Source organism: Enterobacter cloacae complex sp. ECC445 (assembly GCF_021892025.1).
Taxonomy (GTDB): domain Bacteria; phylum Pseudomonadota; class Gammaproteobacteria; order Enterobacterales; family Enterobacteriaceae; genus Enterobacter; species Enterobacter chengduensis.
Genome location: NZ_JAKLRZ010000026.1, coordinates 1 through 16787 on the forward strand (window position 1 = coordinate 1; position 16787 = coordinate 16787).

At 54.5% G+C, this 16787-nt stretch carries 17 protein-coding genes, 1 tRNA gene and 1 pseudogene; 8 read left to right on the forward strand and 11 right to left on the reverse strand.

The window, feature by feature from the left end; all coding sequences use genetic code 11:
* Positions 1–73: 73 nt before the first annotated feature.
* From L6R44_RS18665 to folD, 5 genes are all read right to left on the reverse strand, one after another.
* On the reverse strand, positions 74–601 hold the full coding sequence (locus tag L6R44_RS18665) for a metal-dependent hydrolase (RefSeq protein WP_237425054.1): 528 nt from the start codon (positions 599–601) through the stop codon (positions 74–76).
* A gap of 73 nt (positions 602–674) precedes the next feature.
* Positions 675–1691: a Mal regulon transcriptional regulator MalI gene (gene malI / locus L6R44_RS18670; protein WP_237425055.1), complete on the reverse strand. Its 1017-nt coding sequence runs from the start codon at positions 1689–1691 to the stop codon at positions 675–677.
* An 83-nt stretch (positions 1692–1774) separates the two neighbouring features.
* Positions 1775–3274: a PTS transporter subunit EIIC gene (locus L6R44_RS18675; protein WP_032638611.1), complete on the reverse strand. Its 1500-nt coding sequence runs from the start codon at positions 3272–3274 to the stop codon at positions 1775–1777.
* 285 nt (positions 3275–3559) lie between these two features.
* Positions 3560–3772, reverse strand: coding sequence for a ribosome-associated protein YbcJ (gene ybcJ / locus L6R44_RS18680; protein WP_004143016.1), 213 nt, complete (start codon positions 3770–3772; stop codon positions 3560–3562).
* Between the two features lies 1 nt (position 3773).
* Positions 3774–4640 (reverse strand): bifunctional methylenetetrahydrofolate dehydrogenase/methenyltetrahydrofolate cyclohydrolase FolD, encoded by an 867-nt coding sequence (folD, locus tag L6R44_RS18685; protein ID WP_032638613.1) that lies wholly within the window; start codon positions 4638–4640, stop codon positions 3774–3776.
* Positions 4641–4950: 310 nt separating this feature from the next.
* On the opposite strand from folD, the gene fimA reads away from it, so the two are divergent.
* The 6 genes from fimA to sfmF all read left to right on the forward strand — a co-directional run bounded on the left by fimA (position 4951) and on the right by sfmF (position 10950).
* Positions 4951–5502, forward strand: coding sequence for a type 1 fimbrial major subunit FimA (gene fimA / locus L6R44_RS18690; protein WP_032638615.1), 552 nt, complete (start codon positions 4951–4953; stop codon positions 5500–5502).
* A 68-nt stretch (positions 5503–5570) separates the two neighbouring features.
* A complete protein-coding gene (gene fimI / locus L6R44_RS18695) occupies positions 5571–6116 on the forward strand; it encodes a type 1 fimbrial protein subunit FimI (RefSeq protein WP_272930139.1) in 546 nt (181 codons plus the stop codon).
* A 34-nt stretch (positions 6117–6150) separates the two neighbouring features.
* Complete coding sequence (gene fimC, locus L6R44_RS18700) at positions 6151–6843, forward strand: type 1 fimbria chaperone FimC (RefSeq protein WP_237425056.1); 693 nt, start codon at positions 6151–6153, stop codon at positions 6841–6843.
* A gap of 14 nt (positions 6844–6857) precedes the next feature.
* Entirely contained in the window at positions 6858–9419 is a 2562-nt protein-coding gene (locus L6R44_RS18705) for a fimbrial biogenesis usher protein (RefSeq protein WP_237425057.1), read from the forward strand.
* Positions 9412–10419, forward strand: a complete 1008-nt coding sequence (gene fimH, locus L6R44_RS18710) for a type 1 fimbria D-mannose specific adhesin FimH (protein WP_032638620.1) — start codon at positions 9412–9414, stop codon at positions 10417–10419. Before L6R44_RS18705 ends, fimH begins: the two co-directional genes overlap by 8 nt.
* 9 nt (positions 10420–10428) lie before the next feature.
* On the forward strand, positions 10429–10950 hold the full coding sequence (gene sfmF, locus L6R44_RS18715) for a fimbria assembly protein (RefSeq protein ID WP_032638622.1): 522 nt from the start codon (positions 10429–10431) through the stop codon (positions 10948–10950).
* 51 nt (positions 10951–11001) lie between these two features.
* Here sfmF and fimZ read toward each other — a convergent pair whose 3' ends face one another.
* The 3 genes from fimZ to L6R44_RS18730 form a co-directional block, all read right to left on the reverse strand.
* Positions 11002–11634, reverse strand: coding sequence for a fimbria biosynthesis transcriptional regulator FimZ (fimZ, locus tag L6R44_RS18720; RefSeq protein ID WP_032638624.1), 633 nt, complete (start codon positions 11632–11634; stop codon positions 11002–11004).
* 799 nt (positions 11635–12433) lie between these two features.
* Positions 12434–13162, reverse strand: a complete 729-nt coding sequence (locus L6R44_RS18725; protein WP_032638626.1) for a helix-turn-helix transcriptional regulator — start codon at positions 13160–13162, stop codon at positions 12434–12436.
* 24 nt (positions 13163–13186) lie between these two features.
* Entirely contained in the window at positions 13187–13885 is a 699-nt protein-coding gene (locus L6R44_RS18730; RefSeq protein ID WP_237425058.1) for an EAL domain-containing protein, read from the reverse strand.
* A gap of 277 nt (positions 13886–14162) precedes the next feature.
* Between L6R44_RS18730 and L6R44_RS18735 the strand changes: the two genes are divergently transcribed.
* Positions 14163–14239, forward strand: a tRNA-Arg gene (locus tag L6R44_RS18735).
* Between the two features lie 15 nt (positions 14240–14254).
* On the opposite strand, the pseudogene L6R44_RS18740 reads toward L6R44_RS18735, so the two are convergent.
* The 3 genes and pseudogenes from L6R44_RS18740 to L6R44_RS18750 form a co-directional block, all read right to left on the reverse strand.
* Positions 14255–14434, reverse strand: a pseudogene (locus L6R44_RS18740) (integrase); the annotation flags it as partial.
* A 350-nt stretch (positions 14435–14784) separates the two neighbouring features.
* A complete protein-coding gene (locus tag L6R44_RS18745) occupies positions 14785–14991 on the reverse strand; it encodes a DUF4926 domain-containing protein (RefSeq protein WP_032638630.1) in 207 nt (68 codons plus the stop codon).
* 10 nt (positions 14992–15001) lie between these two features.
* On the reverse strand, positions 15002–16096 hold the full coding sequence (locus L6R44_RS18750) for a DUF6883 domain-containing protein (RefSeq protein ID WP_237425059.1): 1095 nt from the start codon (positions 16094–16096) through the stop codon (positions 15002–15004).
* A 470-nt stretch (positions 16097–16566) separates the two neighbouring features.
* On the opposite strand from L6R44_RS18750, the gene yahO reads away from it, so the two are divergent.
* Positions 16567–16785: a DUF1471 family periplasmic protein YahO gene (yahO, locus tag L6R44_RS18755; RefSeq protein WP_032642487.1), complete on the forward strand. Its 219-nt coding sequence runs from the start codon at positions 16567–16569 to the stop codon at positions 16783–16785.
* Positions 16786–16787: the final 2 nt, after the last annotated feature.

A 16787-nucleotide genomic window follows, 5' to 3' on the forward strand; every position in this document is an offset into this window, starting at 1 on the left:
ATCAGGTCAAACTCAGTGACAGTTTACCCGTCTGTTGACGGGTAACTGAAGTGACTTTAAACATACAAGGGCATCAGCGCGCACGCATTTTCCACCACAGCAACCCCATCACCACCACACCCGGCAGCCACACCCACATCAGTTCAGAGAGAATGACCTGATGTCCGTACGGCGTGGCGTAGCGTGAGAGCGCAAACGGCGCGACCTTTATCACCTGCCACGGCGCAAAGAAGCGTTCATCAGACCACGGCCACAGCCAGCCGACGCCTTTCCCGCCGGTCGTCACGGAATCCAGCAGGCTGTGCGAGAGCAGTGACACGGTTAAAAACAGCCAGCAGCGCGTCAGGCTGGCCCTGAACCATCGTCGTCCAGTCAGCACGCACAGTATCGGCACCACAAAGGCAAACAGCAGGGAGTGGGTAAACCCGCGATGGCCAAAAACGTTGCCGTACGCCACGCCGAACTTAAAGGCCAGCACGTCGGCGTCCGGCAGCATGGCGAGGACAATCCCGGCAAACAGCAGGCGGGGAGGAATGGCTTTGGTTCCCAGGCCTAAGCCCAGGCAAAGCGGAACGGCAGCGTGCGTAATTACGGTAGGCATTGTCATTATCCATGGCAAATCATGGAAATATAGCAGTAATCCCGCGCCAGCAGACGGGTGCTAAATTCTGATTTTACGCCGACTCGCGTGCGATAAGCTGCCCGGAAAGGGTAATGCGCTGGGTTTGCAGATCCGGCTCTTTCAGCTTGCGGATAATCAGCCCCGCCGCCTGGCGCCCGGTTTCATCGCTCGCTGAGGAGACGTAGGTAAACGACGGGGAGGTGAGGTTAACGTGGAGCATATCTTCAAAACCGACCAGCGCGACCTGCTGGGTCAGAAACACATCCTTTCCCACCGTACGCCCCACCTGGTGAATACCGGAGATCGAACCGATCATGGCATCCGGCGAGTGGCAGAGCAGGGCGGTGATGGTGTTGTTTTTCTCAAGCAGCTGCCGCGTTGCCATCGCCGCCGCCTGCGTATCGTCGGTGCAGGCGGGAGACGATTCGTCACGCCAGACCAGCCCGCTTTGCGTCATGGCGCTGCGAAAACCGAGCAGGCGTTGCTCGCGGATAAGACAGCCGTCACGCCCGCCAATATAGGCGATATTGCGGTGTCCGCGCTCAATAAGATAGCGCGCGGCCAGGTTAGCGGCCTGGCGGTTATCGCGCATCACCAGATTACATTTTTCATCCAGCAGCGACTGGGAAACCACCACCATCGGCAGCGGGCAGCGGCGAATGTGCTCCGGCAGCGTTGAGGTGCGGGTGTCTGACGCCAGATAGATGACCCCCGCCACGCCCTGCTGCTTAAACGAGAGCAGGGTGCGTTCGAGATGGTCACGGTCGTTCAGGGGCTGACCGAGAAACACCATATAACCCTGCTTCTCCAGCTCCTGAACAATGCTCGCCATCACTTTGATAGAGAAGCTGTCGCTGAAGTCCCGCAGGATCAGGCCGATTAAATTAGAGGTGTTGGCGCGAAGGTTGGCAGCGGCGACGTTATGAACATAGCCCAGCGTATTGATGGCAGCGTTGACCTTCCCGATCGTTGCCTCTGAGATTTTCCCTTTCTGGCGCAGCACCAGCGAGACGGTGGAAACCGACACGCCCGCGTGCTTTGCGACATCAATAATGCTGACTTTCTTCAAAACCGCTCCCTGAAATTTGCCGATTATCAGCCAGATAAAACACGTCTCCCAGCGTACAGGAGACGTGTCGTTCAGGCATCTTATTATTTGCCGATCATGGTGGACATGGTCTGGGCGATAAACTGTGCTCTGGCACCGAAAATCACCTGAATACCGTTGTCGCCGACGAAGACCACGCCGCGCGCGCCGAGCCCGTTCAGACCGTCTTTATCGACCGCCTCGCTTTTTGACACTTCCAGGCGAAGGCGGGTGATGCAGGCACCAACGGAGTCGATGTTATGCGCCCCGCCCAGCAGGGTGATGATCTCGGTCGCGAGTTCGGAGTCCGATTTCTCATCCGCGTTGGCGGTCACTTCCGTGCGGCCCGGCGTCTTCACGTCGAAGCGACGGATCACGAAGCGGAACGTAAAGTAGTAGATCAGCCCCATCGGGATGCCGATGATAATGGCGTTCAGGAAGTTGGTCTGGTAACCGTTAAAGGACGGCAGGATCCCGAACGACAGGTAGTCGATAAAGCCCGCCGAGAACGACTTGGCGATATGCGCATGCATCAGATACATGGTCATGTAGGCCAGACCCGCCATGATGGCGTTAAAGACGTACAGAATCGGCGCCACGAAGATAAAGGTGAACTCAACCGGTTCGGTGATCCCCGTCAGGAAGCAGGTGAGCGCCGCGGAGAAGAGGATGCCGGCCGCGATTTTCTTATTCTTCGTGTGGGCTTCGTGATACATCGCCAGGCACGCGGCGGGCAGCGCGAACAGCATCAGCGGGAATTCACCCTGCATGAACTTACCGGCGTTCTGGTAGGTATCGCTGCTGAAGGATTTCACCCCTTCTTCCAGCATCTTGAACCAGATGGTCTGGTCGCCGTGGATCACCTGGCCCGCCTGGGTGGTGTAATCCCCGAACGAATACCAGAACGACGGATACCAGATATGGTGCAGACCGAGCGGAATCAGCGCGCGCTCCACCAGGCCAAAGATAAAGGTCGACGCCGCCTGATTATCGCCGTTAACCACCACGGAGAGCGCGTCGATACCGGCCTGAATATGCTGCCAGACGTACGGCAGCAGCAGCCCCATCAGGAACGACAGAAACGCCGTTGCAATCGCCACGAAGCGCTTTCCGGAGAAGAAGCCGAGGAACTCCGGCAGCTGCATGGTGTGGAAGCGGTTATAGCACCAGGCCGCGAGGATACCGCAGATCAGGCCGCCGAAGACGCCCATCTGCAGCGTCGGGATGCCGACCACCATGGCGTATTTTCCGCCCTGAGAGGCCATTTCCGGCGTGATGCTCAGCACGGTGCTGATGGTGATATTGGTGACAAAGACCGAGACCGCTGCAGAGAGCGCAGCAATGCCGGACTCTGACGCCAGGCCTACGGCAGAGCCAATAGCAAACAGCATCGGCAGGTTATCAAAGATCACCCCGCCCGCGTTCATCATCAGCGGCAGATGAAACTTATCGCCGAAGGCCAGCAGCAGGCCCGCAGCGGGAAGCAGTGAAATTGGCAGCATTAAGGCGCGACCAATCATCGATAACTTAGACAGCGATTTAACAAACCCTGATATCAGACTCATGCTGATTTCCCCCGAGTAGCGCTTTTTTTGGCACTGTTATTGTAAGTAGAACGTTTTAGTAGAACGTTCTACTTATCGTGGGCAAAGAGTGAAAAACGCGCAACAGAATTTTCAGTTTTGAACAGACGAAATAATGATTATTTGAAGTGGATCGATAAATAACCGTGATAGATGTGAGGGGATAGTAAGAGAAATTGCCGGGTGGCGGCTTCGCCTTACCCGGCCTACAAACGGCGTTCGGACTGTTCCCTCTCCCCTTTGGGGAGAGGGTTAGGGTGAGGGGGCTCAGGCCGTAACCGTTACGCTCTGTCCTTCAAAGCTCACGGTCTGGCCCGCGACAATCTTGCAGCGCTTGCGGGTTTCTACCGCACCGTCCACTTTGACCAACCCGTCGGCAATGGCGATTTTCGCCTGCGCGCCGCTTTCGCTCCAGCCTTCCAGCTTGAGCAGATCGCACAGCTCAACGTGCGGGTGTTTTCCTAATGAAAAAGTCGCCATCTTACGCGTCCTCTACGTCGTGATATTCTTCGCACGCCTGCAGGGTATTCTGAATCAGCGTGGCTACGGTCATCGGGCCTACGCCGCCCGGTACAGGGGTAATGTAAGACGCGCGCGCGGCGGCATCGTCATACACCACGTCGCCAACCACTTTGCCGCTTTCCAGACGGTTAATGCCGACGTCAACGACAATCGCACCCTCTTTAATCCATTCACCTGGGATAAAGCCCGGCTTACCGACCGCCACGATCAGCAGATCGGCGTTCTCAACGTGATGGCGCAGGTTTTTGGTGAAGCGGTGGGTCACGGTGGTGGTGCAGCCGGCCAGCAGCAGCTCCATGCTCATCGGGCGACCCACGATGTTGGACGCGCCGATAACCACGGCGTTCAGGCCGTAGGTGTCGATGTTATAGCGCTCCAGCAGCGTCACGATACCGCGCGGCGTGCACGGACGCAGGCGCGGCGCGCGCTGGCACAGGCGGCCAACGTTGTACGGGTGGAACCCGTCCACGTCTTTATCCGGCGCGATACGCTCCAGCACCTTCACGTTGTCGATGCCTGCTGGCAGCGGCAGCTGAACCAGAATGCCGTCGATCGCTTTATCGGCATTCAGGGTGTCAATCAGTTCCAGCAGTTCTGCTTCGCTGGTGGTTTCCGGCAAATCGTAAGAGCGGGAGACGAAGCCGACCTCTTCACACGCTTTGCGCTTGCTGCCGACATAAATCTGCGATGCCGGGTTGCTGCCAACCAGCACAACGGCGAGCCCGGGGGCGCGAAATCCTGCCGCTTTACGCGCCTTCACTTTTTCCGCGACCTCAGAGCGCACCTGCTGCGCAATCGTTTTACCGTCAATAATCTTTGCTGCCATCAGAGAGAAGATTCCGTCTGTAACGTTTGAAAGGGGGGATGGCCTGTATTTTGTCAGAAGCGAGCGTCGCTGTCAGTCACCCTTTACGCGTTTTTATCAGCGAGGCGCAAAAACCCTTCTTAGGGGATGGTCAATTTCTTAGGCGGTATTAGGATGTGACCTGGCGAAATGGCAGCGTTTTGACATATTTAAAAGTTTATTCCTGAGCTACTTTGTCTCCTCCGAAATAAGCTTTCAATTTTTCAATTGAACGTATTTCTTATTCCCGATTATTGGCGGGAAGGGTTATTTACATTTTAAAGGAATAGACATGAAACTCAGCAACATTGCTTCTACTGTTATTGCAACTTTGGCCCTGGTCGCGGGTGCCGCTCATGCAGATGCGGTTTCCGTCAATGGCGGTACCGTACATTTTAAAGGGGAGCTGGTTAATGCTGCTTGTTCAGTAAATACTGATTCTTCCGAGCAGACCGTTAATCTGGGTCAATATCGTACCGCGAAATTTACCAAAGTGGGCGACACCACCTCGAATATTCCATTCAACATTGAACTGAATGACTGCGATCCGCAGGTTGCTCAAACGGCAGCGGTTGCGTTCACCGGTCAGATCGACCCAACGGACAAAACCCTGCTGGCCGTCACTTCCGGTAACAACGACAACACCGCGAAAGGCGTGGGCATTGAGATCCTCGACAGCAAATCCAGCGTGCTGACCCCAGACGGTGCAACCTTCTCTGCTGCGCAGACGCTGATCGAAGGGACAAACACCCTGAAGTTCACCGCGCGTTATAAATCAACGGCTGCCACTACCGAGCCAGGCCAGGCGAACGCTGACGCCACCTTCGTAATGAAATACGAATAATTCCTCCGCACAGGGATGTTCAGGCCTCAGGGACGAGGCCCGTCATACGCTATTGCCAGGAACGAAGGATGACAAGGACTGGAACACTACTGCTGTTAACCCTTGCGATGGCTTGCCCGGCATCGGCGCATACCGTGGTGATCGAGGGCGGCAAGGTTCATCTCAGAGGTGAACTGGTGAACGGCGGCTGCGCCGTGGCGCCCGACAGCCAGAATATGCGCATCGACATGGGGCAGTACCGAACCAACTCATTTTCCGGCGTGGGCAGCTTTTCCACGGTGAATGTGCCTTTTACCCTACGTCTGCTGGACTGCAGCGTTGATGTGTCGCGCACCGTGGGGATCCAGTTTCAGGGCGTCACGCCCGCAGAAGATCCGCAGGTTTTTCTGGCGACATCGCGCCCGGGTGAAGCACCCGTCAGCAGCGGCGTAGGGCTGGCGCTCTTTGACGAACAGCAACGTCAGATTATCCCAAACGCCACGGCCGTCAGCTGGCTGCCGATCGATACCCGCGAGCTCGCGTTCCATTTTAGCGCCCGCTATCGGGCTATTTCCGAACACCTCGAGCCAGGCAAAATTCAGTCGGATGTCTGGTTTACGTTGATTTATCCATAACACCTGCGAACACATTATTAAAGGTACGGTAGTGATGAATACCCTAATTAAACCAGGATTGTTTTTATCGTTTATTTTGATGATGGTTTCTGCCTGCGCCAATGCATCCGGCGGTATTGCGCTGGGGGCCACGCGCGTTATTTATCCCGCAGAGGCAAAGCAAACGTCGCTGGCGATCACCAACAGCAACAAGCAGGAACGCTATTTAATTAACGCGTGGATTGAAAATGCGAGCGGGCAAAAAGAAAAGACCTTTGCCGTCACCCCGCCCCTGTTTGTTAGCGAACCAAACAGTGAAAACACGCTGCGTATTATTTACGCCGGGCCCGCGCTGCCTGCCGATCGCGAATCGCTGTTTTACATGAACGTGAAGGCCATCCCGTCGGTGAACAAAGCGAAAACGGAAAACAATAACGTGCTGCAGCTGGCGATCCTGTCCCGCATCAAGCTGTTTGTGCGCCCAAACAACCTGGCGATGCAGCCAGAAGAGGCGCTTTCCCAGCTGCGGTTTGAACGCGCGGGTAACCATCTCAAAGTCAGCAACGCGTCGCCGTATTACATCACTCTCGTCAATCTGACGCTGGGCGGCCAGAAGCTGGAAAACCTGATGGTGGCGCCGAAAAGCTCTGCACAGCAGGTGTTGCCCGCCGGTGCCGGCGGTTCGCTTTCCTGGCAGAGCGTGAATGACTACGGCGCCATCACCCCGGCGCGTAGCGTCAACCTGTGAGCAGAGTCAGGGCGATGAAAAACCACCAGAGACGTTACTGCCCGGTTGCGCTGGCGCTGATGGCTGCGCTCTGGCCGCAGGCTGGCTGGAGCGAAAGCTATTTCAACCCGGCCTTCTTGTCCGACGACACCGCCAGCGTGGCGGATTTGTCGCGTTTTGAACAAGGACACCAGCAGGCGCCCGGCGTTTATCGCGTGGATATCTGGCGTAACGATGAGTTTATCGGTACCCAGGACGTGCGTTTTGAGCAGGCCGAAAACACGCCGCCGGTAGCGGGCGGGCTATCGCCGTGCGTTACGCGCGCGATGCTCGATCGCTTTGGCGTCAACGTGGCGGCGTTTCCCGAGCTGGCTAAGGTGCAGGGCGAGACCTGCGTGCCGTTGACCACGGCCATACCCGGCAGCGAAACGGTATTCAACTTTGCCTCACAGCGTCTGGACGTCAGCCTGCCGCAGGTGGCGTTGCAAAACAGCGCCCGGGGCTATATTCCGCCTGAACAGTGGGATGAAGGCATCCCCGCCGCGCTGGTGAACTACAGCTTCACCGGTAACCGGGGAAGCGAAGACGACAGCTATTACCTCAACCTGCAAAGCGGGCTAAACTATGGCGCCTGGCGCTTGCGTAACAACGGCGCATGGCGCTACACGCAGACGAACGGGCAGCGGCACAGCGAGTGGCAGAATATTGGCACCTGGGCGCAGCGCACCGTCATCCCGCTGAAAAGCGAGCTGGTGCTGGGCGACAGCAACACCGGGAATGACGTCTTCGACAGCATGGGGTTCCGCGGCGGGCGGCTCTTCTCGGCGGACAGCATGTACCCGGACAGCCTGCAGGGCTACGCGCCGACCGTGCGCGGGATCGCCCGGACGCCCGCCAAAGTGGTGGTGCGGCAGAATGGCTACGTTATCTATCAAAGCTACGTTCAGCCCGGCGCCTTTGCGATTACCGATCTCAACCCGACCTCATCAAGCGGTGACCTGGACGTCACGGTGGAAGAGAAAGACGGCAGCCAGCAGCGCTATACCGTGCCGTACTCCACCGTGCCGCTGCTGCAGCGTGAGGGGCGCTGGAAGTATGACCTCGTCGCGGGAGATTACCGCAGCGGCAACAGCGACCAGGATACGCCGTTCTTCACCCAGGGCACCCTGGTGACCGGGCTTGCCAACGGCTTTACCCTGTACGGCGGCACGCAGCTGGCGTCACGCTACACCGCGGTGGCCGTCGGGGCCGGGAAAAACCTGGGCGACTGGGGGGCGGTCTCGCTCGATATTACCCACGCCCGCAGCCAGCTCGCGGACGACAGCAGGCACGAAGGGCAGTCGCTGCGCTTCCTCTATGCGAAATCCCTTAACGGCTTCGGCACCAACTTCCAGCTGCTGGGCTACCGCTACTCGACAAAAGGGTTTTACACCCTCGACGACGTGGCCTGGCGCACAATGGAAGGCTATCAGTATGCCGATAGCCAGAACGATAACGATGTGCCGGACGTGCAGAGTTATCACAACCTGACGTGGAATAAAAAAGGCCGCTTCCAGCTCAACGTGTCGCAGTCGCTGGGGGATTACGGCTCGGTCTACATCTCCGGTAGCGAGCAGACCTACTGGGGAACCGACGAGACGAACCTCTGGTACCAGCTGGGCTACGCGGGTGGCGTGAAGGGAATTAACTACTCCGTATCGTGGTCGTGGAACAAATCCGTTGGGATCGACGGCACCGACCGGATCGCCTCGTTTAACGTCTCCGTGCCGTTCAGTATCTTTACCCGTCAGGGGTATCGCCGTGATAGCGCGATTGACCGCGCCTACGCCACGGCATCCGCCAGCCGAAACAGCGATGGCGACACCAGCTGGCAAACCGGCGTCAGCGGCACGCTGCTGGAGGATCGCAACCTCAACTACAGCGTGACCCAGGGACACGCCAGCACCAACGGCTCAAGCGGAAGCGCCAGCGCCAACTGGCAGGCGACCTACGGCACGCTGGGCGTGGGCTACAACTATAGCCGCGACCAGCACGACCTCAACTGGCAGCTCTCCGGCGGCGTGGTTGGCCACGCTGACGGCGTGACCTTCAGCCAGCCGCTGGGCGACACCAACGTGCTGATCAAAGCCCCGGGGGCATCGGGCGTCAGCATTGAAAACCAGACCGGCGTGAAGACCGACTGGCGCGGCTACGCGGTGATGCCGTATGCCACCGTCTATCGCTACAACCGCGTGGCGCTGGATACCAACACCATGAGCAACAACACCGATATCGAAAACAACGTGAGCAGCGTGGTGCCGACCAAAGGCGCGCTGGTGCGCGCCAGCTTTGATACCCGCATTGGCGTACGCGCTCTGCTGACGGTGACGCGCGGCAGCCAGCCCGTGCCGTTCGGCGCGGTAGTTCGGGAGATCAAAAGCGGCGTCACCAGCATGGTGGGGGATGACGGGCGAATTTACCTGAGCGGGCTGCCGCTGGAAGGCGAGCTGCTGATCCAGTGGGGCGACGGGGCGCAGTCCCAGTGCCGTGCGCCATACAGCTTGTCTGAACAGAGCCTGCAGCAGGCAATCACACTGAAGGGGATTCGCTGTGAATAAAATCCACATTCTTGCCTTGTCGCTTCTGGCACTACTGCCCGCGACAAACGCATTAGCGACCGTGTGCGTCAATGAAAAAGGCGTGCCGACCGAGGTGCATTACGACCTGACGGATAAATTTAATAGCTCGAACAACCAGGTCGGGCAGGTCGTGACGCTCAGCGAGAAGTCGCAGTGGGTAGGGGTGAATGCCGTCTGCCCGAAGGGCACAACCGGGAATACCACCAGGCGTAGCTATGTGACCGATTACCCGGTGACGGGAACGAGCGACGGCTATCAGTACCTGAAGCTCAACGACTATCTGGACGGGGCCATGAAAATCACGGACAGCTATGCTGGCGTGTTTTACCCGCCCAAAAACTATATCCAGATGGGGAACCATCCCAACGTTTCCAAAAACAAACCGTTTGGCGTGCAGGATTCCAGCCTCGTCTTCCGCCTGAAGGTAACCCGGCGCTTTATCAACATGGTGGTGATCCCGCGCGCCACGATGTTCCGCGTTTACGTGACCACCACCGCCTCTGACCCGTTAACCACGCCGGTCTACACCATCAGCTACAGCGGAACCATCCAGGTGCCGCAAAGCTGCGCCATTAACGCCGGTAACGTGGTGGAGTTTGATTTCGGGGACATTGGCGCCTCCCTGTTCAGCAAGGCGGGCGCGGGCAACAAGCCGGAAGGGGTCTCATCGCAGAGTAAAACCATCGCGATCAAATGCACCAACGTAGAGGCGAACGCCATGTTGACGATGCGCGTTGAGGCTGAAAAGGTCTCCAGTAATGCGCTGGTGTCGGATAACCCGGACGTAGGGTTCATCATTGCCAACGAGAGCGGTGCGCCGCTCACGCCCAACAACCTGACGAGCAAAATTCCGTTCCGCCTCGACGACAGCGCGCAGGCGCAGGTGGGGATCCGGGTCTGGCCGGTGAGCGTAACGGGCAATAAGCCCGCGGAAGGGCGCTTTACCTCGCGCGGGTATCTGCGCGTGGATTACGACTAAGGAGCCATTATGCGAAACGGGATCCGTTTTATCACCGTGGCGCTTTTTGCGCTTTGCACTCAGGCCCGGGCGGACACCGCGCTGGGCGAAATTAACATTCAGCTCTACGGCAACATAGTTGATTTTACCTGCGTTGCCGAGGGCAGCGACAGCGACAAGACCGTCACGCTGGGCACCTGGCCCACGAAACAGCTCGGCACCACCGGGAGCCGCACGCAGCCTATGCCGTTTACGCTAAAGCTGACCGGCTGTCCGCCGGGCGCGGCGTCCATTACGTTTTCGGGAAAAGCAGACGGGAGCAATAGCGGCTTGCTGGCGCTGAATGACGCCAGTACAGCAACGCATGTCGCCGTTGAGATCAGGGATGCGGATAAAACGCGTCTGGCTCTCCAGCAGGCCAGCCAGCCGGTTCCGGTGGATGCGCAGGGGAATGCGATACTGTCGTTTTATGCCAATTATATTGCCACTGCCGATAACCCTCAGCCCGGACGGGCCGATGCGGATGCCACCTTCATGATTAACTATAATTAGCACTGACCGCACTCCCTGCAGCTCAGATAAGCTGCAGGGAGTGAATTCAGGTTAAAGCAGTTCGTGCGCTTTGGCGTAATCAATTAATTCCACGATGCTTTGCACACCCAGCTTGGAATAAATATTGGATTTATGTGCGCTAATGGTTTTGTTGCTTAATAGCAGCTGTTCAGCAATTTCCTTATTGGATAATCCATTCGCCAGGTAACGTAATACCGTGACCTCGCGGTTCGATAATGGCATATCGACTGCCATCCCTTTTCCTGAACCCAAATGGTTTATAAAGTTCAGCGTTTCAGATGGGAAAAAGGAATAGCCCATCAGGATCATTTCTACGGCGTTGTAGATCTCACCCAAATCTTTTCGTTTACTGACGAAGCCATTTGCCCCGGCGCGAATGGCGCGACCCGCGTAAAACAACTCTGATTTAGACGAGAGGAACAGAACCTTAATCTCTTTGTTTAAGTTTCTGATTCTCTTGAGTAAAGAGAATGCATCCGTGCCCGTGAGTTCAATGTCAAGGATCACCAGATCGATAGGGTGATTGCGGATACAGTCAAGGACTTCATGGCTATCGCCAGACTTGAGCTTGACTGTGATATTCTTATTTTTCTGTAGCAGGACTTCTATCGACATTCTGACGATAGGATGTTCGTCCATAATGATAACGGATGCCGGTTTCATTTTTAATGCCTCAGATTGTTAAAAGCGTTATGCAGAGTTTGTAAAACTCTCGAAGTGCCGGAAGGATATAAAGTGCAGATCCCTATACCGTAGTATTTCCCTGGAAAGAGCGAAAGCATCCTTGTTTACGTAATGAAAAGAACTGTGCCTCAGCGCGGTCATCTCATTTGGCTGGTGTTGGCAAAAAGATTTTTCTTATTCAGATTTGGTACGCTTCTTATTATACAGGGTAAGTTTTTTCCGAAAACCCTGTAAATTAATATCCGCTTATGGGTTTGTATTATCTTCTGGATCTGAATCGCTATTTTTTTAAATTTAGCGGAAATATCCTGTTATCCCATTTACCGCATATTTTCATCTTTATGTAATAACAAAAAATAACAGATATCTCTGTATGTTGATCAATTGTTAACAAAAATACGCATCATTTAGCGGGATAAACCGGGGCTGATGAGGTTAACAATTGCCCTCGCAGGCCGTCAGACCTTCATCCGAAAGCGCATGAGCTGACCCGGAGGTTCGGGTCTCCTGTACAGGAGAAGATGCTATCCGCTTCGTTTTTTCCTCCCGGGTGATGTCGCTGAGCTGCTTGTTTTTACATCATTATCATCTTATTAACGCTCTCTGCATTCACTTAACGGATGGAGGAAAGTGCTGCCGTTCGTTCAATTTGCGGCATTTCACAAGGTTCGCGCCCATAAATTAGGAATAGTTATAATTTCGACGTTATTGTTAATAATTAACATTTTTGCAACACGAATGGTAAGTAAATTCCTAAAGCGCTTTAGGAAATAAGGGGTTAGGGCGTGAGTGAAAAGGTGCAGTCTGAGAGGTTGTTGAGAAGGTGGAGCAATTCCTGCCGATGGCTCAACCCGAGCTTCACCAGGATGCAGCTGAGACGATAGATAATGCGGCTATAGGGACGATTCTGCATAAGCGCAATCTGGCGTAACGTTTTGCCGCGGGAAAGTTCCTGCAGGATCGGCCATTCATTGCGCGAGAACCAGTCTTTATCGGATCCCTGTGGGGGCGGCGTATCCAGCAGGCTGTGCTGGAGCGCCGCGGCGTTCAGCTGGCGCTCGAGCACGTGAAAGGGACCTGCCGCTTTGCAGAAGAGGCGGGTGTCATAGTTATCGGCGCGGACTAACAGCCAGGGCGTAAGGAAAGGAGGAAACAGGCTATGCCTTCTCAACTGATCCAGTTTATCAAGAAGCCCCGTTGAGCGGCTTTCAATATCCACGACCAGACGGGCGGAGGGCCATTGCGCCTGCGCGATAAGGGCGTCGTCCAGCGTGGCGTAGTCGCAGCAGCTGCTCAGGGGAAACTGCCCGTTGAGAAAACCGGTGCGCAGGTAATGATCTTCCGTCACCAGAAGGATAAACGGGGCGTCTGTTTTGCGGGGCTGGCTGATGGACTGGCTCAAAAATTCGAGCCGGTCGAAAAAGGGGGGAGCAAAAGGTGAGCGCGTGAATCCCAGTGCATCACTTCCTGTACGCCGCCGCCGGTAACGGCGCACTGTCATTCGCATGGCCTCCCTCCTGGAAATGGCGTTTTAATCCTCCGGCCATGTCCAGGACGGCCAGTAATATCCCTGGCCGAGGTCTGCGCCTGCCTGCAGTGCCCAGGTACGATCGCGTTCAGTCTCAATACCTTCGATAAGCACTTTCCCGGCCAGCTGAAAGCAAAGGGAAACCAGTTGTCTCAGGGCAGGGGTATCGCGTAAACGCCAGAATGCTTCCTTATCTATCTTGATGCCGCTTAACGGGAGTCGGCAGGATAAAAACGACGTGATTAAGTCCTCATCTACGTCATCCAGCCAGACAGCGTGCCCCTGTCTGCTGAGCTGCTGCAGGTTTCGAACGACCCGCTCCTTCTGCGCGCAGGGCAGCGCCACAAAAGAGGCGAGGTCGACCAACTCAATATTGAGCGGCGCGCCTTTCATCCGGATAAGCCGCTGAAAAGACGCAGGCTCTGTCAGGACGGTTATCGGCAGATTAATAAAAAGGTTATGAGCGTGCGGCCTATTTTTTAACGCGGCCAGCTGTGCCTCAAGCAGCGTTAACGACCAGTCTGCTGACCGATCGCCAAAAAAGTCCTCGCTGCGCCGCGTATCTGACAGAACGCTCAGCACCTCCACGCCAGCCCGGCGCAAGGAGGTGAGGGCGACGATGGGCTCAAGCTTAATGCCGACGATGTCCTGAGAAATGTACTGTAACCGGGGGGGCGTATCGATCGGGTTTTGCGCTGTCACTCCATTGTCCTGTTGTCTGTCAGCCTCCAGGCGGCTGGGATACCTGACTCTAGTGTGACGAGCAGTCGTTCAGGAAAACAGCAGGCGTTACTTAAATGCAACTAAGCCTTTTCGCAGCGCTAAATTTTACGGTGAAACAGGAGGAAATGTTGAGAAAATAGCCGTATTTACAATCGGCTAGCGGTAATTGCCCCTGAAAACGGAAAAGGCATTGACTCACCTGCCATTGACCGTATAATTCTTCGCGTTTCACACCGCGAAGTTCACTCTTCTCAGTGCGCCCTTAGCTCAGTTGGATAGAGCAACGGCCTTCTAAGCCGTAGGTCGTAGGTTCGAATCCTACAGGGCGTGCCATTAAGAAACAGGCACTTACGCCAGTTTCAAACCAGCCTGATTTTCTCCCTGTGTCGTATTTGTGTCATGGTTGTCAAAAATGGCATCTATTTTCCGCGCGTGTTCGCTTAAATGGTTCGGCGCCAGGTGAGCGTAACGACGGACCATTTCGATCGACTCCCTGCCGCCCATTTCCTGCAGAACGGATATCTGGATGTGCCGATTACCCACCAGAGCAGCGCAGAAGGGAAAATGATGCTGCAAATGTTTTCGGCGTTCGGGAGTTTGAGCTCAACGCATTGCAGAACGCAACAAGGAAAGGCAGAACCGCACCAGAGCGCAGGGTAAGAAGATTGGACGCCAGGAAGCCACATAGCGCCGCGCCGCCGTTCATAGCTGCAAAGTCGAAGGGCTGAACCAGACCCAGACCGCAAAACGGCTGGGTTGTGCGATCCGTACTGTGGCAAATCACTGGAATGTATAGACAGACCGTTGTGGACTGATAAGCGGGAAAGGCATGATTGTCATCTTTCCCGTGTGGTTATGTTGAATTAGCTCTACTGCAATCATTCTGGCGGGATGTAATCCGTTACTTGCTCAGGTAAAAGATCTGGCATTGCAATAGTTCGCCCTTCATCATCTACAAATTCAACCATGTAGGCCAGATATGGTTTTTCATGTATGAATACTATGGCACCGACCATGCCTTTAGTTAACCCTTTATCCGGCAAATCTTCCGCTAATACAACGACTTCAAACTCTTCTCTTCTCATGTCCTGCGTCTCACTTAACAAAAATTGTCGTCATGCGAGGAACGACGGCATCAGGTTCATATATCCAACCGCTACGTACTATCACTGTCTCACCGTTGGCGCCTAATATCGGCATATCTACGGCCATTCGCTGCCCGTGCTGGTTTGCCTCCAAAACTTTAGCGGGGGCGGTTAATATACCCTCTTGGACTCGACTCCCTAGCACGTCTGAATTTGTCGGGTTATAACCCAGCGCAGACTCGAATACTCTGGCCTTATGCCCTCCGACTGGGTGGTTAACATCTAAAGAGTAAGTCGCTAGTTTTCTGTAATCCACAACGGCGTGTTCGGCATTTAGCAATGCTCCTGACTCCGAGGTAAACCCCTTTAGTGCAGGAGATTCAAAAGTTGGAATTTTGCTTAACGACGATAATTCTTCTAGTTCGCCAGCAACGTTTATTTTTCCTATCGTTAGCCCAGCGGCTACAGATGCAGCGGTAATCAGTAATCCTTTGTTATCCATGACTTGATCGTAGCCCGCTGGCGCATCGCCTCCCAACTGTTCGGCTGTCTGCCTGAATCCCTCAATGTTGCCGTTGTAAACACCGCCAGCCGCAAGCAGTCGCCCGGCAGCTTTGGTGTTGATGGTTTTCGCCACCTGTGCGTACTGCACTGGCTCTCCGGAAGGTTGAAACTTTTCAGTTGCAGCGGGTTTCCTGCCGTTCTGGTTGCTGATGGCGAGCCGGAATGCACGCTGAAAATCACTGACAATCCAGCAGAACGGATCTGCGTTATCAAAAATCAGTTCACCATCAGCGCTGATATGGAACGGGTTTACTGTTTCGTCCCAGTGTACATCGGTATCAAGGCCGATAATCCAACCCTCCATCAGGTTTATTTCCAGATCATCATAAATTGGATCGTAGTCCGTTCGCTGATAGGGTTTGTTGTTAAGTCCATCTAGCGGTCTGGGAGCTTCGTTTACTGGTGCTGACGTGTATTTCCTGTAGTCCAGGTCATAGCAGTATGCCGCCTTTTCCATTGCAGCTTCAGGAGTCAGGATATGTTGGAACTTATGGGGCGACACTTCCCGTTCAAGTTCCCACAGTGTGTAGAGTCTGAGCATCAAACGTCCTGTTAGTCCATGGTATTTGTATGGATTTTCCAGGCGGCAAGTCTATAAATCAATCATTTTGTTACCCAGTCAGTCATTGACATTACTTGCCTAAAGTATCCCCAGCTAAATGTTTTTATGGTGTTTTTCGTTGTAACTGATTGTTTTTTTGCTATTCGTTTGCGGTGATATGTGCCACATTAAAATAATTGTTAATCGGTGTTATCACTATTTCTTGATTGTTGGAAAGTCAGCCAACATTGAAAGGAGGCACTGTTTGGGGGGCAAATATTATATTATTGTAACCTGAAGGGCTGGCCCTGTGCGCATTTACAACTATTCTTAATATTCGTAAGTTATTTCATGCAATGGGTTGTTATAAAAAAATCTCCTTAACATGTGGAATTTCCTGAAATTCTCTACCTTGCTCAATACACCTCGTCATCGTTGGGAGGATTTTCGTCGTTGCTGATTAAAAGGTTATGAAAAAGACGACTGCTATTTTGTTGAGAGCCGCGTTTCTGTTTACAACCAATGCCTTTGCTGCTGAGCTGCTGACGAAAAATGAATTCGAGAAAATAGCATCGCAGTATGAAAAAACCGGTACTGTTAACACTTTCAATGAAGTGTCGATTGATGATGCAAGACAAGTACTGATTGAGAAAGCAGACAAACAGAGCGCTGATGTCCTGGTGCTGTGATC

What these genes read in the sequence shown, in the direction of transcription:
- L6R44_RS18665 (WP_237425054.1), bottom strand. Translation starts at nt 601, where the DNA reads ATGCCTACCGTAATTACGCACGCTGCCGTTCCGCTTTGCCTGGGCTTA.
- L6R44_RS18675 (WP_032638611.1), bottom strand. Translation starts at nt 3,274, where the DNA reads ATGAGTCTGATATCAGGGTTTGTTAAATCGCTGTCTAAGTTATCGATG.
- ybcJ (WP_004143016.1), bottom strand. Translation starts at nt 3,772, where the DNA reads ATGGCGACTTTTTCATTAGGAAAACACCCGCACGTTGAGCTGTGCGAT.
- folD (WP_032638613.1), bottom strand. Translation starts at nt 4,640, where the DNA reads ATGGCAGCAAAGATTATTGACGGTAAAACGATTGCGCAGCAGGTGCGC.
- fimA (WP_032638615.1), top strand. Translation starts at nt 4,951, where the DNA reads ATGAAACTCAGCAACATTGCTTCTACTGTTATTGCAACTTTGGCCCTG.
- fimI (WP_272930139.1), top strand. Translation starts at nt 5,571, where the DNA reads ATGACAAGGACTGGAACACTACTGCTGTTAACCCTTGCGATGGCTTGC.
- fimC (WP_237425056.1), top strand. Translation starts at nt 6,151, where the DNA reads ATGAATACCCTAATTAAACCAGGATTGTTTTTATCGTTTATTTTGATG.
- L6R44_RS18705 (WP_237425057.1), top strand. Translation starts at nt 6,858, where the DNA reads ATGAAAAACCACCAGAGACGTTACTGCCCGGTTGCGCTGGCGCTGATG.
- sfmF (WP_032638622.1), top strand. Translation starts at nt 10,429, where the DNA reads ATGCGAAACGGGATCCGTTTTATCACCGTGGCGCTTTTTGCGCTTTGC.
- fimZ (WP_032638624.1), bottom strand. Translation starts at nt 11,634, where the DNA reads ATGAAACCGGCATCCGTTATCATTATGGACGAACATCCTATCGTCAGA.
- L6R44_RS18725 (WP_032638626.1), bottom strand. Translation starts at nt 13,162, where the DNA reads ATGCGAATGACAGTGCGCCGTTACCGGCGGCGGCGTACAGGAAGTGAT.
- L6R44_RS18745 (WP_032638630.1), bottom strand. Translation starts at nt 14,991, where the DNA reads ATGAGAAGAGAAGAGTTTGAAGTCGTTGTATTAGCGGAAGATTTGCCG.
- L6R44_RS18750 (WP_237425059.1), bottom strand. Translation starts at nt 16,096, where the DNA reads ATGCTCAGACTCTACACACTGTGGGAACTTGAACGGGAAGTGTCGCCC.
- yahO (WP_032642487.1), top strand. Translation starts at nt 16,567, where the DNA reads ATGAAAAAGACGACTGCTATTTTGTTGAGAGCCGCGTTTCTGTTTACA.